Raw genomic sequence first — 23,022 nt, forward strand, 5'->3', positions numbered from 1 at the left:
GGTACTGCAGGTGACTACCGGGCTTAACCCGCTACCGCTCCTCCCAACGGTATGGCTGACGACTACGGCTTCGACACGAACAGCGTCCACGCGGGCCAGGACGTCGACCCGACCACCGGGTCGCGCGCACCGCCGATCTACCAGACCACCTCGTACGTCTTCGAGGACAGCGACGACGCCGCCGCGCAGTTCGGCCTCGAGAAGCCCGGCTACATCTACTCGCGGCTGATGAACCCAACCGTCGAGACGCTCCAGGAGCGCCTCGCGGCACTCGAGGGCGGCGTCGGTGCCGTCGCCACCTCCTCCGGGATGGCGAGCCTCGACCTCGCTACCTTCCTGCTGGCGAGTGCGGGCGACAACATCGTCGCGTCCAGCGACCTCTACGGCGGGACGTACACCTACCTCACGCACAGCGTCGAGCGCCGCGGCGTCACGACGGAGTTCGTCGACGTCCTCGACTACGACGCCTACGAGGCGGCCATCGACGAGGACACGGCCTACGTGCTCGTCGAGACCATCGGCAACCCGAGCCTGAAGACGCCGGACCTCGAGCGCATCGCGGAGATCGCCCACGACAACGGCGTCCCGCTGATGGTCGACAACACGTTCCCCACGCCGTACCTCTGCAACCCCATCGAGCACGGCGCGGACATCGTCTGGCACTCGACCACGAAGTGGATCCACGGCGCGGGGACGACGGTCGGCGGGGCGCTCGTCGACGCGGGCAGCTTCCCGTGGGCCGAGCACGCCGAGAAGTACCCCGAGATAGCGGCGGAGAACCCGGCGTACCACGGCGTCAACTTCGCCGAGGCGTTCGGGGAGGCGGCGTTCACGTACGCCGGCATCGCGCGCGGCCTGCGCGACCTGGGCAACCAGCAGTCGCCGTTCGACGCGTGGCAGACCCTCGAGAAACTGGAGTCGCTGCCCCTCCGGATGGAGAAACACTGCGAGAACGCCCAGCAGATCGCGGAGTACCTCCAGGACCACGACGACGTGTCGTGGGTCACCTACCCCGGCCTCGAGGACCACCCGACCCACGACACCGCCACGGAGTACTTCGGCGGCGAGTACGGCGGGATGATCACGTTCGGCCTCGAGGGCGGCTACGACGCCGCGCAGGCGACCACGGAGAACACGGAACTGGCGAGCCTGGTGGCGAACGTCGGCGACGCGAAGACGCTCATCATCCACCCCGCCAGCACCACGCACCAGCAGCTCACCGACGAGGAACAGGAGAACGCGGGCGTCACCGGCGACCTGGTGCGCCTCTCGGTCGGCATCGAGGACCCCGCGGACGTCGTTGCGGACCTCGAACGCGCCATCGAGGCCGCCTCCCAGTAACTACTCGCGGAGGCGGTGCACGAGCGAACTCCGCTGCTCGTACGTCTGGTAGGCGGCAGAGGCGACGACGACGCAGAAGACCACGACCGCCCACGTCCCCGCGCTCAGCGCGCCGACGACGGGCACCCCGATTCTCGCGGCGACCACGAGCAGCACGCCGAGCACGCCGAGCGCGCCGTAGAACTCGCTGTACGCCAGCCCGTACTTCGGCACCACTTCCATGTAGACGCCGAGCGTCGAGGCGTTCGTCGCTGGCGTCACTTCCTTCGTGTTCTCGTCGTAGTCCACGACGCCGAGTCCAGCGAGTTTCGGGAGGTGGGTCTGCTGGAGGGAGATGTAGACGCTCTGCCGGACGTCCCGGGGCGGCGGGTCGGCGTCGGCTTCGCGGGCCGCGATGGCTTCCGAGAGCTCCCGCGTCGTCACTGGTTCGCCGGCGTCCCCGAGCAGTTCGAGGACCATCCGGCGTCGGTCGTTCCGGAGGACGTCGTGGATCTCTCCCTCGGCGAGTTCGCCCCCCGCTCCCCCCGTGCCGTCGAAGCCGCTGCTCGTTGTCAACCTTGCACAGTCTGTGTTCAATCTAGTCGATAAGTGTTTGGTTGTGTCACTGACCACGACGGCGAGCACTGGCGGCTCGGCGAGATAGCTCATTAAGCACCAATTAAGAAAGGGTCAGAGCGTCGTACGAACGGATGCCCGGGTGCGGAACCACCAGTGTGCCCTGGCCATTTCACCCGGTGCTCCCGCGATCCACCCGTCGCGGGGTTCGGAACGCAGTCTTTCTCTCGGCTCCCGGACCAGTCAACGCCCACGGAGCTAATTCCACGCACTCGGCGCCGAAGGTATGTCCAACGTTTAACTCGCACGCTCGGAATCGTAGCGTGATGTCGGGCCAACACGAAGACGCTGACGTGTCGACTGAACAGGCAGCCGAACCGCAGGCCGTGGGGGAGCGGCCGGCCGCAGAACCGTCGATTACGGACCTCGCCACCGACCCGGCGACGAAGGCGTACGTGAAGTTCCTCACCGCCTGTTTCGCGCTGGTCGGCGCAGCGGCGGGCCTCGGCGCGCTGTTCGTCGGGTTCATCGGTGGAGCGCCGCTCTCGCCCGAGACGGTGGTGAGTCCCAGTACGTTCGTCCAGAACTTCGACGCGGTCATGGGACAGCTGTACGTCAACCGCCTGGCGTTCCAGGCGATGAACGCCGCACCGCTCGTCGCGGGCGTCCTGGGGGTCGCCGGCGGATTCTACGTTGCGAGTAATCTGGACGGCTCCGACCGTCACACGTACGTCGCGAGCGCGCTCGGCGGTGGCGTCGGTGCGTTCGCCCTGGTCGTGGTCGTCGGCGTGCTCGGCTCGTTCGCCATCTCGGCGGTGCCGATGCCCCAGCCGACCGAGACGGCGTCCGCGTTCGGCGGCCTCTCCTCGATGGAGACGTCCCAGCTCCAGAGCGCCTCCGGCGCCATCTCCGCGGTGTACATCGGCGGAACGAAGCTCGCCTTCGACAAGCTGGCGTTCAACGCCGTCGCCATCGGCGCGGGCGTCGGCCTCGTCAGCGCGGCGGCCGCCTACGTCAGCCGGGAGTACGCGCCGACGCACTGAGCGTTCGAAGTACCACTCTCGTAACTATCGGAAACTTATAAGTTGGACAGCGGGTATTCTGCGTTCGATGTCAGGACAAGGGAGCGAACCAGGAGGAGAACCGCAGCCGACTACGCACCAGCAGCCACAGCGGACCGCCGAGCCGTCGTACGTCGACCTGCTCACCGCGCCGCTGACCAAGCGCTTCGCGACGTTCGCGAGCGCGACGGGCGCCGGCACCGGCGTCGGCCTCGGCGTGATGTTCCTCCTGCTGAAGTTCGCCGGGAAGCCGGCCATCGAGTCGCCGGACGGCGGGTTCGCGTCGCAGTCGCCCAAGGCGGGCGAGATCGCGGCGACGCAGTTCGTCAACCAGGCCGCGCAGCTCGCCATCTACGTGCTACCGCTGCTCGCCGCGGCGCTCGCGGCGGTGCTCGGACTGTACGCCGCTCGAAGGCTCGACGTGGGAGACCGGGAGACGTTCGTCGCGGCCGCGGTCGGTGGCCTCGTCGGGGCGGGCGTGCTCGTCGTCGTCGGGACGTTCTTCGTCTCGATGGGCTTCGGCAGCGTCACCGTCGAGGGTCAGCAGGCCGTCCGGAAGCCCGGCAGCGTCGCGTTCGGTAACCTCGTCGTGAACGCAGTCGCAGTCGGCCTCGGCGCGGCGGTGCTGTCCACCGTCACCTCGTGGGCCGACCGCACGCAGGCCTAGTCGAGCAGTCCTCGCTCCCCGAACAGTTCCTCCAGTTCTTCCACCGACGAGACGGAGACGTCGCAGTGGTCGTCGACGCCGGATTTCGGCTCGAAGCCGACCGCGAACCCGGCCTCCTCGAGCATCGGAACGTCGTTGGCGCCGTCGCCAACGGCGACCGCCTCCTCGGGCGTCTCGTCGAACTCCCCGCACGCTTGCCAGAGCGCGTCGTCCTTCGTCCCCTCGACGAGCGGCCCCTCGACGTCGCCAGTGAGGCCGTCGTCGTCCGCCGGCAGGCGGTTCGCGACCACGCTGTCGGCCTCGGCGTCCGCCGCCTCGAGGGCCGCCTCCACGCCCGGCGCGAACCCACCGGTGAGGACGACGACGGTGACGCCGGCGTCCCGGAGCGAGCGAATCAGGTCGCCGGCCCCCTCCCGCAGGCGGACGTCGCCGTAGACGTCCTCGGTGTCGTCGTTCGAGAGGCCCGCGACGAGTTTCGCGCGCTCCCGGAGGCTCTCCGGATAGGAGAGTTCCCCGCGCATCGCGCGCTCGGTTATCTCGGCGACCTCGTCGCCGACGCCGTGGCGCGCGGCGAGTCGGTCGAGCATCTCGGAGTCGGCGAGCGTGCCGTCGAAGTCGAACGCGACCAGAGTCATTACGGGGTCGTTCGCGGCGGGGCGGGAAAAACGTCGCTGCCGTGGCAGAGATTGGGGCTACGTGTCGGGGGCGTACCGGTCGAGGACGCGCTCCCGGCTCTCGACGAGTGCGCCCAGGTGGTCGACGCCCGCGAGGACGGAGCACTCGCAGTCCGGGAGGCGGTTGGCTACCCTGCGCGCACCGTCGACGGGCACGTTGGCGTCGTCCTCGCCGTGCCACCACCGCACCTCGGCGTCGACGGCTGAAAGCGGGAACGTCCAGTCGCCGGTGAACTGCCGGGACTCCCGGACGACGCCGGCGCGGTGCGCCGCGAGCGCCTCGAGGAAGTCCCGCTTCACGAGTTCTCGAACCGCCTCCGGTAGGTCCTCCCCGCCGTCGGTCGTGTACTGGGCGACGACGAACGACGCCGGGAGGCGACGGGCCGCCCACGCCTGCCCCCGGAGCAGTCCACCCAGGAGGCGGGGCGCGTGCTCGGCGAGCGACCCGAGCACGCGCTGCGGGGTCGGCGTCTCCTCGCGGACCGAGGCGGGCACCCCACCAGACACCACGTCGACGTCCCCGACGCGGTCGGCGTTCGCGGCGGCCGCCGCGAGGGCGTGGGGGGCTCCCCCGGAGAACGCCACGAGGTCCGCGCTCTCGACGCCAGCGTCGTCGAGGACGGCCGCGAGCAGTTCCGGGGAATCGGTCTGGTCGTACTCCGCGACCGGCGGCGTCTCCCCGTAGCCGGGCCGGTCGAAGGAGAGCACGCGCACGCCCCGGGTCTGCGCCGGGTCGTCGTACAGTCCGGCGAGCAGTCGCGACCCGGGCGTGCCGTGGAAGAACACGACCGGTTCGCCGTCCGGGTCGCCGAACTCGGTGTACGCTACCGGTGTGCCGTCGTAGTCGGCGGTGCGCCCGGCACGTTGCTCGTCGGTCGTCGCTGTCGTCGCGCTCACGCGTCGAAGTTGCGGCCGGCGACAGGAGGGCGTTTCGTCGGATGCATCCGGTCTTTTAAGTTAACCGCGGCATCACTGCCGGTGTGAAACGCGTCGCCTTCGCTGCCGACTATCCCGTCGACCTGACCCACCCGCTCCACCGGGCGGTCGTCGAACACGCCGCCGTCTCGCGCGCCGAGGTGCTGACGTGGGGGCCGGTCGGGAGCGCGACGACGCTGATCTGGGTCGACGCGGACCGCGAGACCGCGACGGAGATGCTCGAATCCGAGCCGGTCGCCGAGACGAGTCTCGTCGCGGGCGACGGCGGCACCTACGCGTTCACACGCCAGACAGAGTACGCGTTCGCCGACGACCTGCTGGACCTCGTCGCCGCCGCGGACGTCGCCTTCCTCCCACCGCTCGCGTTCCGCGCGGACCGCACCGCGCGCTTCGAGGCCGTGGGGGAGGCCGACGCACTCGGCGCGTTCTACGCGGCCCTCTCGGACCTGCTCGACGTCTCCGTGGAGTCGGTGCACGACTTCCAGCGCGGCGACACCCCGGCGTCGCTGACGGACCGCCAGCGCGCCGCCCTCGACACGGCACTCGACCTGGGCTACTACGACGTGCCGCGGGCGGCGTCGGTCGCGGACGTCGCCGTGGAACTCGACTGCGCGACGAGCACGGCGGGTGAACTCCTCCGGAAAGCCGAGGCGTGCGTCGTCCGGGACGCCGTCGGCGGCGCGTAGCCCGGCAAACGCCGCCGGAGGCGGACGCGAGTGTGGATAGACACGACGGCACCGCTGGCGAGAAGATACAAGATTGTGGATATTATGGCTGCTCGGAACCATCGTCAATACGTGCACGTGCGGAAACCCTTATCCCCGCGGGCGCCGACCCACACTGCATGAAGGTACTCGTCACGGACCCCATCGCGGACGCCGGTCTCGACCGGCTCCGGGACGCCGGCCACGACGTACAGACGGCCTACGACGTCGAGGGCGACGCGCTGCTCGACGCAGTCTCCGACGCCAACGCGCTCGTCGTGCGGTCTGGGACGCAGGTCACGGACGAACTGTTCGACGCCGCGCCCGAACTCGTCATCGTCGGGCGCGCGGGCATCGGCGTGGACAACATCGACATCGACGCCGCCACCGACCACGGCGTCATCGTCGCAAACGCGCCGGAGGGCAACGTCCGGGCTGCCGCCGAACACACCGTCGCGATGGCGTTCGCCACCGCGCGCTCGATTCCCCAGGCCCACGCCAGACTCGCGGGCGGCGAGTGGGCGAAGGGCGACTACCTCGGCACGGAACTCAACGGGAAGACCCTGGGCGTCGTCGGCCTCGGCCGTGTCGGCCAGGAGGTCGCCAAGCGACTCGGCGGCCTCGGCATGGACCTCGTCGCCTACGACCCGTACATCGGCGAGGACCGCGCCGAGCAGCTGGGCGCCGAACTCGTCGACTTCGAGGAGGTCGTCGACCGCGCCGACTTCCTCACCGTCCACGTCCCGCTCACAGACGAGACGGAGGGGCTCGTCGGCGAGGCGGAACTCGCGGAGATGGAGGGCGGCTACGTCGTCAACGTCGCCCGCGGCGGCGTCGTCGACGAGGACGCGCTCGCCGAGGCGGCCCAGGACGGCGTCATCGCGGGGGCGGCCCTCGACGTGTTCGCCGAAGAGCCGCTCTCGACGGAGTCGCCGCTGCTCGACGCCGAGAACGTCATCCTGACGCCGCACCTCGGCGCGTCGACGGCGGCCGCACAGGAGCACGTCGCGACGACCACCGCCGACCAGATCGTCGCCGCGCTGAACGACGAACCCGTGCTGAACGCGCTGAACGCGCCGAGCGTCGACGAGAGCGCGTTCGGCCGCATCGAGCCGTACATCGGCCTCGCGGAGACCGCCGGGAAGGTCGCGGCCCAGCTGTTCGACGGCCGTATCGAACGCGTCGGCGTGCGCTACGAGGGCGACATCGCCGAGGAGGACCTCGACCTCGTCACAGCGAGCGCCCAGAAGGGCGTCTTCGAGCCCCTGGAGTGGCAGGTGAACGCCGTCAACGCGCCGCGAGTCGCCGAAGAGCGCGGCATCGAGGTGACCGAGACGAAGACCCGCCAGAGCGAGGACTTCCAGAGCCTCGTCTCCGTCACGGTGGGCAACAGCGACGACGAACTCACCGTCTCGGGCACGTTGTTCGCGGGCGACGACCCGCGCCTCGTGAGGATCGACGGCTACCGCGTCGACGCCATCCCGCACGGCCACATGCTCGCCGCGCGCAACCGCGACGAACCCGGCGTCATCGGCTTCATCGGCACCGCGCTCGGGGAGGCCGGCGTCAACATCGCGGGGATGTTCAACGCCCGCGAGACCATCGGCGGGGAGGCGCTCACCGTCTACAACCTCGACGAGCCGGTTCCGAGCGGTGCCATCGAAGCGCTGCTCGCCGACGACCGCATCACCGATGTCCGGAGCATCGAACTGAACGGCGAGTAGGGCGAGCAGTTTTGTCGGCGCCGGACCTTCGTTCACCGTGCCCAGCGTCACCGACACGTTCATCGAGAACCGCGTGCGCGTCCAGCCCGACGACACCAACAACTACGCCTCCGCGCACGGCGGCAACGTCGTCAAGTGGATGGACGAGGTGGGCGCGATGTCGGCGATGCGGCTCGCCGGCGAGACCTGCGTGACCGCGCGCATCAACAGCCTCGACTTCGAGCGCCCGATTCCCCGCGGCGACATCTGCGTCATCCAGTCCTACGCCTACGCGACGGGCCGGAGCAGCGTCCGGGTCCGCCTGCGTGCGTTCCGCGAGGACCCGCGGTCGGGCGAGGGCGAGCAGACGACGAGTTCCTACTTCGTCTTCGTCGCGGTGGACGAGGAGATGAAACCCACGCCGGTGCCCGACCTGACCGTCGAGACGGAGCGCGACCGGCGACTGGAGCAGGAGGCGCTCGCCGGTGAGACGGGGTCCCGGGACTGAACGACCGGAACCCCGCCGCTGAAATACGCGCCGCCCGTCCCTCCGGTAGTGACGGAGAGCGCGACCGAGGAGCGCCTGGTGACCGGCTACGCGGGCCGCCTGCTCGTCGGCACGTCCGTGGGCTGGCTGGCCATCCAGGCGGGGCGACTCGTGCTGTCGCCGATGCTCCCGCAGGTGACCGCCGACCTCCAGATATCGGACGCGCAGGCCGGCTTCGCGTTCAGCCTGCTGTGGGGGCTGTACGCGCTCCTCCAGTACCCCAGCGGCCGCCTCTCGGACGCGCTCTCCCGGAAGACGCTGCTCACCACCGGGCTCGCGCTCGTGGCGGTCGGCTTCGGCGCGCTCGCCGCCGCGCCCTCCTACGCCTTCTTCCTGGTCGGCGCGGCGGTCGTCGGTCTCGGCGCGGGGCTCTACCCGACCGCCGCTCGCGCGCTCGTCTCCGACCTCTACTCCGACAAGCAGGGCCGCGCGTTCGGCCTCCACACGGCCTCCGGTGACCTCGGCGGCGTCGCGGCGGCGGGCCTCGGTGCGACCGTGCTTGCGGTGGCGACGTGGCGCGCCGCGTTCGTGCCCGTCGTCGCCGTCGCTCTCGTCGTGCTCGTCTCGCTGCACGCCTGGAGCCGCGAGGACTACGTCTTCGAGCGGCGGACCCTCGACGTCCGCGCGACGCTCGGTCGGCTGTTCGGCACGCCCCGGTTCCGCGGCCTCCTCGTCGCCTACGCGCTCTACGCGTTCACGTGGCAGGCGACCGCGGCGTTCCTCCCGACGTTCCTCAACACCGGCAAGGGGTTCGGTCAGGGTGTCGGGAGCGCGGCGTTTGCGGCGCTGTTCGCCGTCGGCGCCGTCGTCAAACCGACCGCGGGCACGCTCTCGGACTACGTGCCGCGGCGCACCCTCACCGTCTCCAGTCTGCTGCTCGGCGCGGCGTCGCTGTCGGCCGTCGTGCTCGCCCGGGAACCGCTGTTCGCCGTCGTCGCCGTCGTCGCGTTCGCCGCGGGCTTGATGTCGTTCCCGCCGGTGATGCAGTCGTACCTGATGGACTCGTTCCCCGCCGACTCGGCGGGCGGCGACCTCGGCGCGATGCGCACCGTCTACATCGGCCTCGGGGCGCTCGGCCCGACCTACGTCGGCACCGTCGCCACGCTCGCGGACTACCGGCTCGCGTTCTGGGGACTGGTCGCCGCGCTCCTCGTCTGCGCTGGACTCGTCGCCGCGACCACCTAGCGCGTGGGCTCTTCCGCCAGACGGTCGACCGCCTCGACGCCCGTGACGTCGAGCCGTGCGCCGCCCGCGTCGCTCTCGCCGAGTCTCGCCCGCCAGCCGTGGGCCTCCGCGATGTCCAGGACGATGGCCAGACCGAGGCCCGTCCCGGTGTCGCTCGTCGTGTAGCCCCGCTCGAAGACGTCGCCGCGCTGGCGCTCCGGGACGCCCGGGCCGTCGTCGGCCACGAAGAATCCGTCATCGGTGGCACCGACCGTCACGGTGACCGCGGGGTCGTCGTCGGCCGCCGTCGCGACGGCCGACCCGTGTTCGACGGAGTTGTGGAAGACGTTCTCCAGGAGGCTCTCTAGCTGGTCCGGGTCGGCGCGGACCACGCGGTCGCCGACGTCGACGCGGAGCGCGGCCGTCTCGGTAGGGACGTTCTCCCAGGCCCGCTCGACGACGGTCGTCAGCGGCACGTCGCTCATCTCGGGGTCCTCGAGGCCGGTGCGGGCCAGTCGCAGCGTCCCATCGATGATGTCGTCCATCCGGTCGAGGGCGCTGCGGACGCGCTCGAAGTCCGCCGGGTCGCCCTCCGCCTCGGCCAGGTCGAGGTAGCCCTCGGCGACGCTCAGCGGGTTCCGGAGGTCGTGGCTGATGGTGTCGGCGACCCGCTCGAGGCGCTCGTTCTCCCGGTCGAGTTCGGTGCGCTTGCGCTCCAGTTCGGTGACGTCCCGGAGCACCACGAGGCGCCCGGACGGGTCTTCGCCGACGAGACTCGACTGCACCGTCAGCCACCGCGTCTCCCCGCCCGCGACGACCCGCACCGGGTCGCAGCCCTCCGCTTCGAGCGCGCGAGCGATGGCCCCCGGAACGACCGCATGGAACGTGTCGCCGGCCGAGAAATCGACGCCGAGCAGTCGCCGCGCCGCGGCGTTGTAGTCCGCGACACGGCCGCGACCGTCGACGACCACGACGCCGTCGTCTAGTTCCGCGAACACCCTGTCGCGGGCCACGGGGAGCAACTCGAAGAGGTCGTACTCCAGCATGGCGTAGGCGAACGCGACGGCGGTGACGCCGAAGAACGCCTCCGGTTCGATGGTCGTCGACCCGGAGAGGTAGGCGACGTGTGCCAGCCACGGCACGCTCGCGCCGACGAGCACGGCGGCGGTCTGCCGGCGGTACTGGCCGCCGACCTTGACCGCGGCCGTCAACAACATCACGGTCCCCACGGCGTTGACGAGGTTCGAGTACGCGCTGGCGACCCAGAACAGCCAACCGAACTCGCGGCTGAGGCGGACCACACCGCCGCTCTCCTCGAGAGTCGCGCTCACCTGCACGAGGTGGTGGTAGTCGTTGGTCAGCACGAACGCGAACATCACCACCGGGAACACCGACAGCACGCCGAGCGTCCGGCGGTTCACCCACTCCTCCCGGCCGGTGTACTCGGCGGCGAAGACGAACCACGCCACCGGCACGACGAGGATGCCGACCCACTGGACGTCGACGGCGAGCAGTTTCGCGTCGAGTGTGGTGGCCGCCACCTGCATCGCGTTCCCGCCGGCCCAGACGCCCGCGGCGGCGGTGAACGCGACGAGGCCGACGGTCCCCGGTGCCTTCCGCCGCCACGCCAGCGCAGCGACGGCGAACGAGACGACTGCCGACGCGACGGAGAGCGCCACCCCGACAGTCAGTTGCATACCACTACCTGTCCGTTACCCTGAATAAATGTATCGGGAATACACGACGTTTCACGGCGTGTATCAGTGGAATAACCGGTGTCGGTACGTGAAAAAAGAACGAATGGTCGGTCTCAGAGTGCGTCGAGAACGCCGTCGGCGTCGGCCGGAACCGGGGTCGGGTCCCCGCCCGCGGCGGCCGCCGCGTCCGGGTCCTTCAGCAGGTGCCCGGTCGTGAGGCAGACGACCCGCTCGTCGGCGTCAATCTCGCCGCGCTCCCGGAGTTCCAGGAGGCCGGCGACCGAGGCGGCCGAGGCGGGCTCGACGCCGACGCCGTCCTCGGCGAGCATGCGCTGAGCGTCCGTAATCTCCTCGTCGGAGACGGCCACCGCGGTGCCGTCCGTGTCGTAGATGCCCGGGAGCGCCTTCGGCGCGTTCACCGGGTTGCCGATGCGGATGGCCGTCGCCCGCGTCTCTACGTCGTCCCAGCGCTCGACGTGGTCGCGACCGGCCTCGACGGCCTCGACCATCGGCGCCGCGCCCTCGGCCTGCACGCCCGTGAGCTTCGGCATCTCGTCCTCGCTCATCTCGCCCGCGGCGACGAGTTCCCGGAAGCACTTGTAGAGCGCAGCGGTGTTCCCGGCGTTCCCGACGGGGAGGACGATTCGGTCGGGCCACTCGCCGGTCGCCTCACGCGACTGTTCGAGAATCTCGAGGCCGATGGTCTTCTGGCCCTCGAGACGGAACGGGTTCAGCGAGTTCAGCAGGTAGGCCTCCCCGCGGTCGGCGAGCTCCGCGACGACGTCGAGGCAGTCGTCGAAGTTGCCGTCGACCTCGCAGATGCGCGCGCCGTGGAGCGCCGCCTGCGCGACCTTCCCTGCCGCTACCTTCCCCGCCGGCAGGAGGACGAGCACCGGGGTGTCGGCCCGCGCGCCGTACGCGGCCAGTGCCGCGCTCGTGTTCCCCGTCGAGGCGCAGGCCAACCGCCCGACGCCGAGCTCGTCGGCGACGCGCACGCCGACGGTCATCCCGCGGTCCTTGAAACTCCCCGTCGGGTTCATCCCCTCGTGTTTCACGCGGAGGTCCGCGACGTCCGCGCGGTCCGCGATCTTCGGCACCTCGTACAGCGGCGTGTTCCCCTCGGAGATGGAGACGCCGGCCTCGAACGGGAGCGCCGCCCGGTAGCGCCAGACGCCCGCGCCGTCGAACTCGTCGAACGTCGGGTAGTGGGCGTACCGCGCCTCCAGGAGGCCGTCGCAGTCGGGACAGCTGTACACCACGTCGTCGAACGGCGCGAGCGTCGCGCCACACTCCACGCACGCGAGCCAGACGCCGTCGTCGGCGACGGCCGGCGTGTCACCACCTAGCGAGAGGTCGGTCATGGTCACGTCTCGGAGTCGGACACACAAATACGGGCCGGGTGGTGCGGGTTTTGCCAGCTATCGACTGTCGGCTCGACGCGAAAAAATGGGGGGTCGTCGCTCAGTGAGAGACCGCGTCGCAGGTCCAGCCGGGGTCGTCGCCCGTGTGTTCGATCAGGTCCGAGCGGCAGGCCGGGCAGTAGTCGGGCGTAATCGAGGCGTTTCGGGGGACGTACACCGCGCCGCCACACTTCACGCACGCGTCGGATTCGACGGTCACACAGTCGGCACAGAGGTGGAAGTCGTCGACTGTGAGGTCGCGCAGGGGTTCGAGTTGTTTGTCCAGGGTGTACTCGTCGATAACCGCCTGACAGTTGTGGCACGGTTTCATGGCGATGCCCTTAGAGGGATGTGACCATCTCACATATGCTTACCCCTCGTGGCAACCACGGCCCGGCAGTCCAGTCCACGCCGTCAGTCGCGGCCTGGGGCCACGACGGCGTCGTCCTCCTCGAACTCCTCGATTCGCCCGTGGACGTAGTCCGCCCACGCAGTGAGTTCCTCGTGCATCCGCGATTTCAGCTCCGGCAGCGGGACCGCCTCGTAACAGAACATCTCGCCGCCGTGGTCGAGTATCACCCGGTGGCGCTCCGTGACGTCCTTCTCGTGAAGTCTCGTGAGTGCCCGCGCCACCGTCGAGCGGTCCCGGTCGAGGCCGTCGGCGAGTTCGCCCGCACTGGCCTCCCCCGTCGCGCGCAGTGCGAGGTAGGTGTCCACGTCGCGCTCGTGGAGGCCGAACACGCACCGGAGTATGTCGCCGGAGTCGGGCTCTTCGACGAGCATCAGCGCTCGCAGGGTGGGTTCGTCGGACATACTGAACTATTCGACGACGACCACCGTAAACCCCACCTCGGGTGTGCGTCGCCCGTACACGTCCGCAGCAGCGGTTTATCCGGTCTCGTGGTGTGTTCTCGTATGGCAACCGAGACAGCAGACGCCACGGCGGTCGAAACGAACTGGCCAGAGTGGGCGCGCGGCGTCCTCGCGGGCGTCGTCGCGGGCATCGTCTTCGGTGCGATGCTGAGTGTGGTGATGACGCCGGTCATCGAGAACGCGATTCCCGCGCTGTACGGGCTCTCCGGCGGCACGGTGGGCTGGATACTCCACCTCAGCCACAGCGCGGTATTCGGGGTCGTCTTCGCCGCAATCGCCACCGCTGGTGGGTTCGAGAAGCTGGGCCGAACCACGCTCGTCGGCGCCGCCTACGGCGTCGTCCTGTGGGTAGTGTTCGCCGCGGTCGTGATGCCGGTGTGGCTGCAGGCGGTCGGCTTCGGCGCGGCGCCCGCGGTCCCGAACCTGAACCCACAGAGCCTCGTCGGGCACGTCGTCTACGGCGTCGTCCTCGGCGGGCTCTACGCGGCGCTCGCGGAGTAGCAGTTCAGTCCACGAGTTCCACGAGCAGCGCCTTCTGGGCGTGCAGCCGGTTCTCGGCCTGCTGCCAGACGACCGAGTTGGGGCCGTCGACGACGCTCGAGGCCACCTCCTCGCCGCGGTGGGCGGGGAGACAGTGCATGAACACCGCGTCGCCGAGCAGCGCCTCGTCGACCTGAAACCCCTCGAAGGCGTCGAGGCGGGCCGCGCGCTCGTCCTCGTCGCCCATGCTCACCCAGACGTCCGTGTAGACCACGTCGGCGTCCGCCGTCGCGGCCTCCGGGTCGTGGCCGACGGCGACGTCGCCGTAGGACTCGGCGCGCGCGAGGACCGACTCCTCGAACGGGTATCCCTCGGGCGTGGCGGCGCGCACGTCGTAGCCCATCATCGCCGCGCCGACGAGGAACGACGCGGCGACGTTGTTGGCGTCGCCGACCCACGCGACGGTCCCCGTCTCGCCGACCACCTCGCGGAGCGTCAGCAGGTCCGCGAGCGTCTGGGCGGGGTGGGCGTCGTCGGTCAGCCCGTTCACCACCGGCGCCCGGGAGTTCGCGGCGAGCTCCGTCAGGTCGTCGTGGTCGAAGACCCGGGCCATCACGGCGTCCGCGTAGCGGCCGAGCACCTGGCCCGTGTCCGCCACCGGCTCGCCGTTCCCGAGTTGGATGTCGTTCTGGCCGAGGAAGACGGCGTGGCCGCCGAGCTGGGTCATCCCCACCTCGAAGCTCACGCGCGTCCGCGTCGAGGGCTTCTCGAACAGCATCGCGAGCGTTCGGCCCGCGAGCGCGGGGTGGGGGATGCCGTCGGCCTGCGCGCGCTTCAGCGCAGCCGCGTCGTCGAGTACGCTCGCCAGCTGTTCGGGGGTCAGGTCGTCGATTGTCAGGAAGTGCATAATCTGTCTGCCGCTGTCGTCAGTACTGCGACCCCGCGGTCGAAGTCCGCGAGGTCGATGCGTTCGTCCGGCGCGTGGTCGAGCGCCGAGTCGCCCGGGCCGTACGTGGCGACGGGGCAGTCCCACGCCGCCGCGTAGTGGTTCGCGTCGCTGGTCCCGGTCTTCCGGAGGTGCGTCGGCTCGCCGCCCGCCTCCCGGATGCCCGCACGGAGCGCGCCAGCGACGGACGTCCGGGGGCTCGACACCACCGGTGGAATCGCCTCGCCCCACGTCACCGTCCCGTGGTCGGTGCAGTCCGCGACGGTCGCCCGCACGTCATCGGCCGTCGTTCCAGGCGGCAGGCGGAACTCCACTTCGACGGTCGCCTCCACGCGTTCGCCGTCGGCGGAGAGCCCTCCCTGGACGGAGACGGGCTTGACCGTCACCGACTCGAACACCGACTCCCCGGGCTCGAAGGCGGCCTGCACGCGCTCGGTCCACGCGGTGGCGTGCTGGACGGCGTTGGGCTCCGGCCGCGAGGAGTGGCCGCTCGCGGTCGTCACCTCGTAGTCGGCGCGCACGAGGCCGCGGTAGCCCAGCGCGATGGCGTCCCAGCCGGAGGGTTCGCCGTTCACCACGGCGTCCGGTTCCTCGCGGTCCGTCACGAGGTGGCGCGCGCCCGCCGAGGTGGTCTCCTCCTCGACGACGCCCGCGAACGACGCGCCGGTCTCGACGCTCGCCGCGGCCATCGACGCGAGCGGCCCGGTGGCGTCGACGCTCCCCCGACCCCAGAGCTCCCCCGCTTCCTCCCGCACCTCGATCTCCCCGGGGACTGTGTCGACGTGGCTCGTCAGGAGAACTGCGTCGTCGCCGGGCGCGCGGACGTTGCCCGCGTCGTCGGTCCACGCCTCGCGCCCGGCGGCCTCGAAGTAGTCCACGAGGACGCCCGCGGCCTCGGCCTCTCCACCCGAAACAGAGGGGGTAGAGACGAGCTCGTGGAGGAGTCCCCGGGGCGTCACAGCACCGCCTCCAGCGCGTCCACCACGCTGTCGGCGTCAGTCTCGTCGACCGTTAACGGCGGCAAGAGGCGCACTACCGTCCGCCCCGCGGGGAGTGCGAGAATGCCGTGTTTCATCGCGAGCGACTGAAGGGCGCGGTTCGCCCCCCGTTTCACCTCGACACCGACTAGCAAACCAGCGCCGCGCACGTCGCGCACCGGGAGGTCACCGAGCGCCGACTGCAGGTGCTCCCCCACGGATGCCGCGTTCGCCGCCAGCTCCTCGTCCTCGATGACGTCCAGCGTGGCGAGCGCCGCGGCGCAGGGGACGGGACCACCGGAGAACGTCGACCCGTGGTTCCCCGCGTCCTCGGCTATCCAGTCCGCGCAGAGCGTCGCGCCGATGGGCAGGCCGCTGCCGAGCCCCTTCGCCACGGTGAGTACGTCGGGTTCCACGCCCACTCCCTCGCAGGCCCACAGGTCGCCCGTCCGACCGAGGCCGGTCTGTATCTCGTCGAAGACGAGCGCCGCGCCCGTCTCGTCGCAGGCCTCGCGGGCGGCCTGCAGGTAGCCCCCTGGCGCCGCGTGGACGCCGCCCTCGCCCTGGATGGGTTCGAGCAGGACGGCGGCGGTGTCGTCGTCCACCGCGTCGGCGAGCGCGTCCGCGTCGCCGTAGTCGACGAACTCGACGTTGTCGGGGACCGCGAACCCGTCCTTGTACTTCTGCTTCCAGGTCGCTGCGAGCGACCCCAGCGTGCGGCCGTGGAACGCGCGCTTCGCCGCGACCACCTTCTCGCGGCCGGTGGCGTGGCGCGCGAACTTCAGCGCGGCCTCGTTGGCCTCCGTGCCGGAGTTGCAGAGCCAGACGTTCGAGCAGTCCCCGGGCCCCAGTCCGGCGAGGCGGTCGTACAGCGCGGTGCGCGTCGGCGTCGGGTACGACCCCTGGACGAACAGCAGGTCGGCGGCCTGCTCCTGGACGGCCGACACCACGTCGGGGTGGCAGTGGCCGGCGGGCGCGCAGGCGTAGGAGGCGCCCATGTCGAGGTACTCGGTGCCCCCGGTGTCGTAGAGGTGGACGCCGTCGCCGGACTCGATCTCGATGGGTTTCTCGCCGAAGACGAAGCCGCTCATACTGCCTCCGGGTCGAAGCGCGTCCCCGCGCCGTCGAGGGCGCGCACGACGGGGTCGCGGCTGTTCGCGTCCGCCACGACAACCGACTCCGCGCCGCTCTCAAGGGCTTCCGTCGCGGCGAGCACCTTCTTCGACATGAACCCCTCGGCGGCGTCCTCGGCAGCCGCGAGGTCTGTGGGCGTCAGCACCTCCTCGATGAGCGAGTCCGGGTCCTCGGGGTCCTCGTAGACGCCCTCGACGTCGGTCAGCACGACCAGCGTCGCGTCGAGCGCGCCCGCGACGGCCGCGGCAGCGCGGTCCGCGTCCGCGTTCACCGCCACGCCGTCGTCGGCGAGCATCGGCACCGAGACGACGGGCACGTAGCCCGCGTCCAGCTGGGCCTCCAGGAGGTCCGTGTTCACGGACTCTATCTTCCCGGAGTGGTCGCCCCGACGGATCTTCTTCTTGCCGTCCTCGACGACCTTCACCGCGGACTTCCGCGGCCCCGTCAGCAGGCCGCCGTCGACGCCGTTGAGACCCACCGCGGGCACGCCGGCGTTCTCGAAGGCGGCGACGAGGTCGGTGTTCACCTTCCCCATCGCCATCGTGAACACGTCCATCGTCTCCTCGTCGGTGAACCGGCCGGTCATCCCCGAGGGCGACTCGACGTACTCCGGTTCCGTCCCGAAGTCCTCGAGCGCGCCGTCCACTGCGGTCGACCCGCCGTGGACGACCACGACGTCCTCGTCGTTCACCGTGAGGTGGGCGACGTCCGTCACTGCGCCCGCCGGGTCGACGGCGCGAGCGCCGCCGATTTTGACTACTACAGTCACGCGAACCACCCCGCGTGGTGAGCGTGACGCCGAGAGTCGCAGCGCGCCTCGCGCGACCGTCTCTCGGAAGTCGAATCGTCGCCTGCGAGCGGAGCGAGCAAGCGACATTCGAGTTCGCTTTGCGAACTCATGGACTTCCCACCGGGTGCATCCCGAGCTGGTTCAGTCCGGCCGTCTCCTCGTAGCCGAGCGCGATGTTCGCCGCGTGAACGGCCTGCCCGGCCGACCCCTTCACCACGTTGTCGATGGCCGAGAACGCGACCACGCGGCCGTTCTCTTCGTCCAGTTCGAAACCGACCTCCGCGTCGTTCGTGCCGGCGACGACCTTCGGTTCGGGGTAGCGGTAGACACCGCTCCCGCCGGCGACCGTCTCCACGAACGGCTCGTCGTCGTACGTCTCGCGGTAGGCGCCCCAGAGGTCGCCCTTCGTGGGCGTCTCCTCGGGGAACACGTGGCACGTCGCCGCGGCCCCACGCACCATGTCGACGGCGTGGGCCGTGAACGACACCGAGAGGCCGAGTTCCTGCTCGATCTCGGCCTCGTGACGGTGGCCTGTGGGCGCGTACGGACGGACGACGCCCGAACGCTCGGCGTGCGAGGAGGCCTTCCCACCGCTCGCGCCGCCCTCCGAGGAGCCGACTTTCACGTCGACGACGACGTGGGCGTCCTCGAGGAGGCCGGCCTCGTGCAGCGGGAGCAGGCCGAGAATCGTCGCGGTAGCGTTGCAGCCACCGCCCGCAATCAGGTCCGCGCCCGCGAGTTCGTCGCGGGAAATCTCGGGGAGCGCGTAGACGGAGTCGTCGAGGTTGTCGGGCGCGGTGTGGCCGTCGTACCACTCGTCGTACTGCGCCTCGGTCCCGAGGCGGAAGTCCGCGCTCAGGTCGACGACGGTGTCCGCGGCGTCCTGCCACGCGTCGACGTGCTCCATCGCGACGCCGTGGGGCGCCGCGGCGAACAGCACGTCCACCGATTCGAGGTCCGTCGGCTGGGTGAACCGGAGGTCGAGGCCGCGGAGATTCGGGTGGACGCTGCCGACCGTCTTGTTCGCGTACTCGCGGCTGGTCGCCTGGGCCACCGCGAACTCCGGGTGGCCGGCGAGCAGGCGGAGCAGTTCGCCGCCCGCGAACCCGCTCGCGCCGACGACCGCAGCGGTCGCCGTCGCCGCGTCCGCGTCGTCTGCTGCCGCCGTCGCCATCAGGCGGTCACCTCCACCTGGGAGGCGGCCTTCGCCTCCAGCCAGTCGACGACCGCGGCGGGCACGTCGACGTCCGTCGCCTCGTTCAGCGCCTTGAACTCGACGGTGTGGTTGACCTCGTGGACTGTGTAGCCGTCTGCCGTCTCCATCGCATCCACGCCGAGCAGACCGCCGCCGACGGCGTCACTCGCGTCCTTCACGAGTGCAGCGAGTTCGTCGTCGACGTCGAAGGCGTTCACCTCGCCGCCCTTCGCGGCGTTCGTCAGCCAGTGGTCGCCCGAGCGCGTCATCGCCGCGACTGGCTCGCCGTCGACGGCGACCACGCGGATGTCGCGGCCCGGCTTGTCGACGTACTCCTGGACGTAGAAGACGCTGTGCTCGTAGTGGCCGAGCGTCGCCTTGTGTTCGAGGATGGCCTCGGCTGCCGACCGCGACTCGACCTTCGCCATGAGACGCCCCCACGAGCCCACGACGGGCTTCAGGACGCAGGGGTAGCCGTAGGACTCGATGGCCTCGAGCGCGCTGTCGGTGGTGAACGCGACGGTCGTGTCGGGCGTCGGGATGCCGGCGTCCGCGAGTGCGATACTCGTCTTCGCCTTGTCTGCGCAGAGCGCGGCCGTCTCGGCGCTGTTCACGACCGGGACGCCGTACGACTCGCAGAACTCCGTGAGGTACGTCGAACGGCTCGTCGCGAGGCAGCGGTCGACCACCAGGTCGCAGTCCGCGAGCGGCGCGTCGGTGCCGTCGAGGGCGAAGCCGTGCTTGCGCACGTCCACCTTCTCGACGTCGTGGCCGCGCTCGCGGAGCTCCGTCAGCAGGAGCTTCTCGTCCTGGCGGATGCGCGAGTACAGCAGACCGAAGCGCAACTCACTCCCCCCAGTCCTCGGCGAGCTCGGGCGCTTTCTCCAGTGTCAGGGGGTCGTCGTCGACGACCTCCAGTTCGGTACCGCAGGTGCCACAGTCGACGATCTCTCCGGTCTCGGCGTCGTCGTGGAGGGCCACGTCGGCCCCGCACTCGGTGCAGGTAGTCATTACAACTCACCGTATCCACTGGTACCACTTAAGCTAATCGAACCTGTCAAACAATATAAACAAACTACACTAACGGCTACCGGCGCGAGAACGCGCAAGAATTGCGAACGACCGAAACGGAATCGAGTTCAGAGAGTTGACTAGTTTTGCCCCAGAGGGGCGGTCGCGGTCGTCGAAGCGGGGCGGCGAGTGCGGCTGCCGCGCGCAGAGCGGCGACCTCAGACATACGTCGCCACCTCCGCGTTGAGGTCGGCTGTCGCCGATTCGAGCGCCGCTTCACGGTCCGCGACGCCGGTCTCGTCGGCGTCGATGCCGTCGAAGACGTCCACGAGCGCGTCGCGAACCGCCTCCGGCGCCGGGCCGCCCGTCGAATCGCGTTGCACGACGCTCTCAACCGGGTCGAGCGCCGCCGCCACGAGTTCGGGGTCGACGAGGTCCGACAGCGAGTTGCCGGTCACCTCGCGGGCGGCGGCGTCCACCGCGTCGAGGTCCGCGCCCTGGTCAGCAGCGAGCGCAACAATCTCGTGCGCAGTCCGGAACGGCAGTCCCGCCGCGGCGAGTGCGTCGGCTACGCCCGTCGCCGTCGAGAAGCCCTCGCCGGCCGCCTCGACGAGCGTCTCCGCGGGCCAGTCGGCGGTCGCGACAGCGCCGCCGGCGACCTCGGTGGCCTCCGAGACGCAGTCCACCGCGTGCCAGACGTGCACCGTCGCGCGCTGCAGGTCGCGGTTGTAGGCGCGGGGGAGCCCCTTCAGCGTCGTCGCGAGGGCCTGGTAGGCGCCGACGGCGTCGCCCGCCGTCGCGCGCACGAGTTCCAGCGTGTCCGGGTTCTTCTTCTGGGGCATGATCGACGAGGTGGAGGCGTAGTCGTCGTTCAGGTCGACGAACCCGCGGTTCGCGAAGAACACGAGGTCCTCCGCGAGGCCCGAACAGGTCACGGCGACCGAGGAGAGCGCGGCGACGGACTCGAGCAGGAAGTCGCGGCTCGCGGCCGCGTCCGTCGCGTTCGTCACCACGCCGTCGAAGCCGAGCAGGTCGGCGGTGCGCTCGCGGTCGACGTCGAACGTCGTCCCCGCGAACGCCGCCCCGCCGAGCGGCGACTCGTTCGTGCGGTCGTAGGCGTCCAGCAGGCGCGCCGCGTCGCGGGCGAGCGTCCCCTCGTAAGAGAGCGCCCAGTGCGCGACGGTCGTCGGCTGCGCGGGCTGGAGGTGCGTGTAGCCGGGCATCACCGTCTCGGCCTCGGCCTCTGCAACCGCGGCCAGCGACTCGCGCAGCGCGAGGACGGAATCGAGTGCGTCGAGCAGGTCCTCGCGCAGGCGGTGGCGGATGCAGGTCGCCACCTCGTCGTTGCGGGAGCGCGCGGTGTGCATCTTCCCGCCGACGCGACCGACGCGCTCCACGACGGCCGTCTCGATGGCTTCGTGGACGTCTTCGCCGTCGGGGAGTGCGTCGAAGCCCGCGCTCTCCACGTCGTCGAGTGCGCCCAGAATCTCGGCCGCCTCGTCGTCGGTGACGACGCCCTGTTCGGCGAGCATCACTACGTGCGCGCGGTCCACCGCGAGGTCCGCGGCGAAGATGCGCGCGTCGCCGTCGAGCGAGGAGAGGAACGACCGCGCGGGGCCGCCGCTGAAGCGGTCGCGGCGCACCACCGTGCCGTCGTCCTCCCCGCTCATTCGTCGCTCGCCTCTGTCTCGGTCAGGTCAGCCTCGCTGCTCGCGGCGTCGCCGCTCGCTGTTCCCGAGGCGCCGTGCGCCTCGCCCGCGCCGCCGTCGGTCTTCAGTTCGGGCTTGCTCGCGTTCGCGAGGCGGGACTGGAAGCCGTGATACTTCGCGACGCCAGTGGCGTCCTCCTGTTCGATGCCGTTGACCGTCTCCGTGTCGAAGGAGGCGGCGTCCGCGGAGTAGACCGCGTGCTCGCTCTCGCGGGCGACCGGACGGGCCTGTCCGCCCTCGAACTTGATGGTCACCGTGCCCGTGACCGACTGCTGGGTCTGGTCGATGAACGCGTCGAGCGCCGCGACGAGCGGGTGGTCGGCGAGGCCCTCGTAGGCCTTCTGGGCCCACTGCTGGTCGACCTGCTGCTTGAAGTCGCGCTCGTCCTTCGTGAGCACGAGCCCCTCGAGGGCCTCGTGGGCGGCCAGCAGCGTGGTGGCTGCGGGGTGCTCGTAGTTCTCGCGGACCTTCAGGCCGAGCATGCGGTCCTCCATCAGGTCGGTGCGACCCACGCCGTAGCTCCCGGCGAGGTCGTTGAGGTACTCGATGAGGGCGACGGGCTCCATCTCCTCGCCGTCGACGGAGACGGGGACGCCGTTCTCGAAGCCGATGTCGACAGTTTCGGTGTCGCCCGTCGGGGCGTCAGTCCAGTCGTAGATGTCCTCGGTTGGCTGGTAGCCCGGGTCCTCCAGGTCGCCGCCCTCGACGGAGCGGCTCCAGAGGTTCGTGTCGATGCTCCACTCGCCGTCGTTGCCCGCCTCCACGGGGAGGCACTTCTCCGCGGCGTACTCGATCTCCCACTCGCGCGTGAGGCCGAGTTCGCGGACGGGGGCGAGCACCTCGAGGTCGCTCGCGCGCCACACCGCCTCGAAACGCAACTGGTCGTTGCCCTTCCCGGTGCAGCCGTGGGCGACCGCCGCACAGCCCTGCTCCTCGGCCACCTCGAGAATTGCCTCGGCGATGACCGGGCGCGCGAGCGCCGTGCCGAGCGGGTAGCCCTGGTAGGTCGCGTTCGCCTTCACCGCGTCGAAGCAGCGCTCGGCGAACTCCGCCTTCGCGTCGACGACGAAGTGCTCGACGCCGAGCGCATCGGCCGTCTCGTGGGCCTCCGCGAACTCCGCGTCGGGCTGGCCGACGTCGACCGTGACGCCGATTACCTCGTCGTAGCCGTACTCCTCTTTCAACAGCGGTACGCAGACCGTCGTGTCGAGCCCGCCCGAGAAGGCGAGCGCGACTTTCTGTCCTGTCATGTGATGTGATTACCGCGACGCTCGAACGCTGATGCAACCGACCGAGAACTGGGGGAGAACTGTAGTGGGGTCAGGGGGACCCCGGTCGTCGCGGCGGGCGTCGAGCGGCGGCCGCGCGGCTCCCGGCGGGAGTACCCGTGAGGGGAGCCGGCGACGTCATTGTACCCTACCGAACTGGCTCCGTGGGCTTAAGCGTTGTTCCCCGACC

Annotated in this window: 24 protein-coding genes; 8 read left to right on the top strand and 16 right to left on the bottom strand. The window is 70.4% G+C overall.

What is annotated here, in order from left to right:
* Positions 1-51: 51 nt before the first annotated feature.
* Positions 52-1,341 carry an O-acetylhomoserine aminocarboxypropyltransferase gene (locus HALDL1_01555; GenBank protein AHG02462.1) on the top strand — a complete coding sequence of 430 codons (1,290 nt, stop codon included), beginning with the start codon at positions 52-54 and terminating at the stop codon, positions 1,339-1,341.
* Here the strand turns inward: HALDL1_01555 and HALDL1_01560 are convergent, their stop codons facing one another.
* The gene (locus HALDL1_01560) at positions 1,342-1,896 is read right to left on the bottom strand and encodes a hypothetical protein (protein ID AHG02463.1); all 555 of its coding nucleotides are present in this window, start codon (positions 1,894-1,896) and stop codon (positions 1,342-1,344) included.
* Between the two features lie 326 nt (positions 1,897-2,222).
* Between HALDL1_01560 and HALDL1_01565 the strand changes: the two genes are divergently transcribed.
* Positions 2,223-2,939 carry a hypothetical protein gene (locus tag HALDL1_01565; GenBank protein AHG05069.1) on the top strand — a complete coding sequence of 239 codons (717 nt, stop codon included), beginning with the start codon at positions 2,223-2,225 and terminating at the stop codon, positions 2,937-2,939.
* 67 nt (positions 2,940-3,006) lie between these two features.
* Positions 3,007-3,624 (top strand): hypothetical protein, encoded by a 618-nt coding sequence (locus HALDL1_01570; GenBank protein ID AHG05070.1) that lies wholly within the window; start codon positions 3,007-3,009, stop codon positions 3,622-3,624.
* Here HALDL1_01570 and HALDL1_01575 read toward each other — a convergent pair.
* Both HALDL1_01575 and HALDL1_01580 read right to left on the bottom strand, forming a co-directional pair.
* Positions 3,621-4,259 carry a phosphoserine phosphatase gene (locus HALDL1_01575; GenBank protein ID AHG02464.1) on the bottom strand — a complete coding sequence of 213 codons (639 nt, stop codon included), beginning with the start codon at positions 4,257-4,259 and terminating at the stop codon, positions 3,621-3,623. The two genes, HALDL1_01570 and HALDL1_01575, sit on opposite strands and share 4 nt — an antisense overlap.
* A 57-nt stretch (positions 4,260-4,316) precedes the next feature.
* The gene (locus HALDL1_01580) at positions 4,317-5,195 is read right to left on the bottom strand and encodes an alpha/beta hydrolase (protein ID AHG02465.1); all 879 of its coding nucleotides are present in this window, start codon (positions 5,193-5,195) and stop codon (positions 4,317-4,319) included.
* 83 nt (positions 5,196-5,278) lie between these two features.
* On the opposite strand from HALDL1_01580, the gene HALDL1_01585 reads away from it, so the two are divergent.
* From HALDL1_01585 to HALDL1_01600, 4 genes are all read left to right on the top strand, one after another.
* Positions 5,279-5,920: a bacterio-opsin activator gene (locus HALDL1_01585; protein AHG02466.1), complete on the top strand. Its 642-nt coding sequence runs from the start codon at positions 5,279-5,281 to the stop codon at positions 5,918-5,920.
* Positions 5,921-6,078: 158 nt separating this feature from the next.
* Complete coding sequence (locus HALDL1_01590; GenBank protein ID AHG02467.1) at positions 6,079-7,662, top strand: 3-phosphoglycerate dehydrogenase; 1,584 nt, start codon at positions 6,079-6,081, stop codon at positions 7,660-7,662.
* Between the two features lie 37 nt (positions 7,663-7,699).
* On the top strand, positions 7,700-8,149 hold the full coding sequence (locus tag HALDL1_01595) for a thioesterase (protein ID AHG02468.1): 450 nt from the start codon (positions 7,700-7,702) through the stop codon (positions 8,147-8,149).
* Between the two features lie 48 nt (positions 8,150-8,197).
* On the top strand, positions 8,198-9,373 hold the full coding sequence (locus HALDL1_01600) for a lactate dehydrogenase (GenBank protein ID AHG02469.1): 1,176 nt from the start codon (positions 8,198-8,200) through the stop codon (positions 9,371-9,373).
* Here the strand turns inward: HALDL1_01600 and HALDL1_01605 are convergent.
* From HALDL1_01605 to HALDL1_01620, 4 genes are all read right to left on the bottom strand, one after another.
* A complete protein-coding gene (locus HALDL1_01605; protein AHG02470.1) occupies positions 9,370-11,049 on the bottom strand; it encodes a histidine kinase in 1,680 nt (559 codons plus the stop codon). The two genes, HALDL1_01600 and HALDL1_01605, sit on opposite strands and share 4 nt — an antisense overlap.
* Before the next feature lie 113 nt (positions 11,050-11,162).
* A complete protein-coding gene (locus tag HALDL1_01610; GenBank protein AHG02471.1) occupies positions 11,163-12,410 on the bottom strand; it encodes a threonine synthase in 1,248 nt (415 codons plus the stop codon).
* A 100-nt stretch (positions 12,411-12,510) separates the two neighbouring features.
* A complete protein-coding gene (locus tag HALDL1_01615; protein ID AHG02472.1) occupies positions 12,511-12,780 on the bottom strand; it encodes a hypothetical protein in 270 nt (89 codons plus the stop codon).
* An 83-nt stretch (positions 12,781-12,863) separates the two neighbouring features.
* On the bottom strand, positions 12,864-13,262 hold the full coding sequence (locus HALDL1_01620) for a TrmB family transcriptional regulator (protein ID AHG02473.1): 399 nt from the start codon (positions 13,260-13,262) through the stop codon (positions 12,864-12,866).
* A 102-nt stretch (positions 13,263-13,364) separates the two neighbouring features.
* Here HALDL1_01620 and HALDL1_01625 point away from each other — a divergent pair, with 102 nt between their 5' ends.
* Entirely contained in the window at positions 13,365-13,823 is a 459-nt protein-coding gene (locus tag HALDL1_01625) for a membrane bound his kinase A (protein AHG02474.1), read from the top strand.
* Positions 13,824-13,827: 4 nt separating this feature from the next.
* On the opposite strand, the gene HALDL1_01630 is transcribed toward HALDL1_01625, so the two are convergent.
* The 9 genes from HALDL1_01630 to HALDL1_01670 all read right to left on the bottom strand — a co-directional run bounded on the left by HALDL1_01630 (position 13,828) and on the right by HALDL1_01670 (position 22,814).
* On the bottom strand, positions 13,828-14,709 hold the full coding sequence (locus HALDL1_01630; GenBank protein AHG02475.1) for an ornithine carbamoyltransferase: 882 nt from the start codon (positions 14,707-14,709) through the stop codon (positions 13,828-13,830).
* Positions 14,697-15,707 carry an acetyl-lysine deacetylase gene (locus HALDL1_01635; GenBank protein ID AHG02476.1) on the bottom strand — a complete coding sequence of 337 codons (1,011 nt, stop codon included), beginning with the start codon at positions 15,705-15,707 and terminating at the stop codon, positions 14,697-14,699. Before HALDL1_01635 ends, HALDL1_01630 begins: the two co-directional genes overlap by 13 nt.
* The gene (locus tag HALDL1_01640; GenBank protein AHG02477.1) at positions 15,704-16,816 is read right to left on the bottom strand and encodes an acetylornithine aminotransferase; all 1,113 of its coding nucleotides are present in this window, start codon (positions 16,814-16,816) and stop codon (positions 15,704-15,706) included. Before HALDL1_01640 ends, HALDL1_01635 begins: the two co-directional genes overlap by 4 nt.
* Positions 16,813-17,628: an acetylglutamate kinase gene (locus HALDL1_01645; protein ID AHG02478.1), complete on the bottom strand. Its 816-nt coding sequence runs from the start codon at positions 17,626-17,628 to the stop codon at positions 16,813-16,815. Before HALDL1_01645 ends, HALDL1_01640 begins: the two co-directional genes overlap by 4 nt.
* Before the next feature lie 127 nt (positions 17,629-17,755).
* Entirely contained in the window at positions 17,756-18,823 is a 1,068-nt protein-coding gene (locus HALDL1_01650) for an N-acetyl-gamma-glutamyl-phosphate reductase (GenBank protein ID AHG02479.1), read from the bottom strand.
* Positions 18,823-19,689, bottom strand: coding sequence for a glutamate--argW ligase (locus HALDL1_01655; GenBank protein ID AHG02480.1), 867 nt, complete (start codon positions 19,687-19,689; stop codon positions 18,823-18,825). Before HALDL1_01655 ends, HALDL1_01650 begins: the two co-directional genes overlap by 1 nt.
* 1 nt (position 19,690) lies before the next feature.
* On the bottom strand, positions 19,691-19,855 hold the full coding sequence (locus tag HALDL1_01660) for a biosynthetic carrier protein (protein AHG02481.1): 165 nt from the start codon (positions 19,853-19,855) through the stop codon (positions 19,691-19,693).
* Between the two features lie 218 nt (positions 19,856-20,073).
* Positions 20,074-21,525, bottom strand: coding sequence for an argininosuccinate lyase (locus tag HALDL1_01665; protein AHG02482.1), 1,452 nt, complete (start codon positions 21,523-21,525; stop codon positions 20,074-20,076).
* Complete coding sequence (locus HALDL1_01670) at positions 21,522-22,814, bottom strand: argininosuccinate synthase (protein ID AHG02483.1); 1,293 nt, start codon at positions 22,812-22,814, stop codon at positions 21,522-21,524. The genes HALDL1_01665 and HALDL1_01670 overlap by 4 nt, the downstream gene beginning before the upstream one ends.
* Positions 22,815-23,022: the final 208 nt, after the last annotated feature.

The organism is Halobacterium sp. DL1 (assembly GCA_000230955.3).
GTDB lineage: Archaea > Halobacteriota > Halobacteria > Halobacteriales > Halobacteriaceae > Halobacterium.

Bases quoted from the DNA above. Each gene is read 5' to 3' on its own strand.
- HALDL1_01555 (AHG02462.1), top strand. From the start codon at position 52: ATGGCTGACGACTACGGCTTCGACACGAACAGCGTCCACGCGGGCCAG.
- HALDL1_01565 (AHG05069.1), top strand. From the start codon at position 2,223: ATGTCGGGCCAACACGAAGACGCTGACGTGTCGACTGAACAGGCAGCC.
- HALDL1_01570 (AHG05070.1), top strand. From the start codon at position 3,007: ATGTCAGGACAAGGGAGCGAACCAGGAGGAGAACCGCAGCCGACTACG.
- HALDL1_01575 (AHG02464.1), bottom strand. From the start codon at position 4,259: ATGACTCTGGTCGCGTTCGACTTCGACGGCACGCTCGCCGACTCCGAG.
- HALDL1_01590 (AHG02467.1), top strand. From the start codon at position 6,079: ATGAAGGTACTCGTCACGGACCCCATCGCGGACGCCGGTCTCGACCGG.
- HALDL1_01605 (AHG02470.1), bottom strand. From the start codon at position 11,049: ATGCAACTGACTGTCGGGGTGGCGCTCTCCGTCGCGTCGGCAGTCGTC.
- HALDL1_01610 (AHG02471.1), bottom strand. From the start codon at position 12,410: ATGACCGACCTCTCGCTAGGTGGTGACACGCCGGCCGTCGCCGACGAC.
- HALDL1_01615 (AHG02472.1), bottom strand. From the start codon at position 12,780: ATGAAACCGTGCCACAACTGTCAGGCGGTTATCGACGAGTACACCCTG.
- HALDL1_01620 (AHG02473.1), bottom strand. From the start codon at position 13,262: ATGTCCGACGAACCCACCCTGCGAGCGCTGATGCTCGTCGAAGAGCCC.
- HALDL1_01625 (AHG02474.1), top strand. From the start codon at position 13,365: ATGGCAACCGAGACAGCAGACGCCACGGCGGTCGAAACGAACTGGCCA.
- HALDL1_01630 (AHG02475.1), bottom strand. From the start codon at position 14,709: ATGCACTTCCTGACAATCGACGACCTGACCCCCGAACAGCTGGCGAGC.
- HALDL1_01640 (AHG02477.1), bottom strand. From the start codon at position 16,816: ATGAGCGGCTTCGTCTTCGGCGAGAAACCCATCGAGATCGAGTCCGGC.
- HALDL1_01650 (AHG02479.1), bottom strand. From the start codon at position 18,823: ATGGCGACGGCGGCAGCAGACGACGCGGACGCGGCGACGGCGACCGCT.
- HALDL1_01660 (AHG02481.1), bottom strand. From the start codon at position 19,855: ATGACTACCTGCACCGAGTGCGGGGCCGACGTGGCCCTCCACGACGAC.
- HALDL1_01665 (AHG02482.1), bottom strand. From the start codon at position 21,525: ATGAGCGGGGAGGACGACGGCACGGTGGTGCGCCGCGACCGCTTCAGC.
- HALDL1_01670 (AHG02483.1), bottom strand. From the start codon at position 22,814: ATGACAGGACAGAAAGTCGCGCTCGCCTTCTCGGGCGGGCTCGACACG.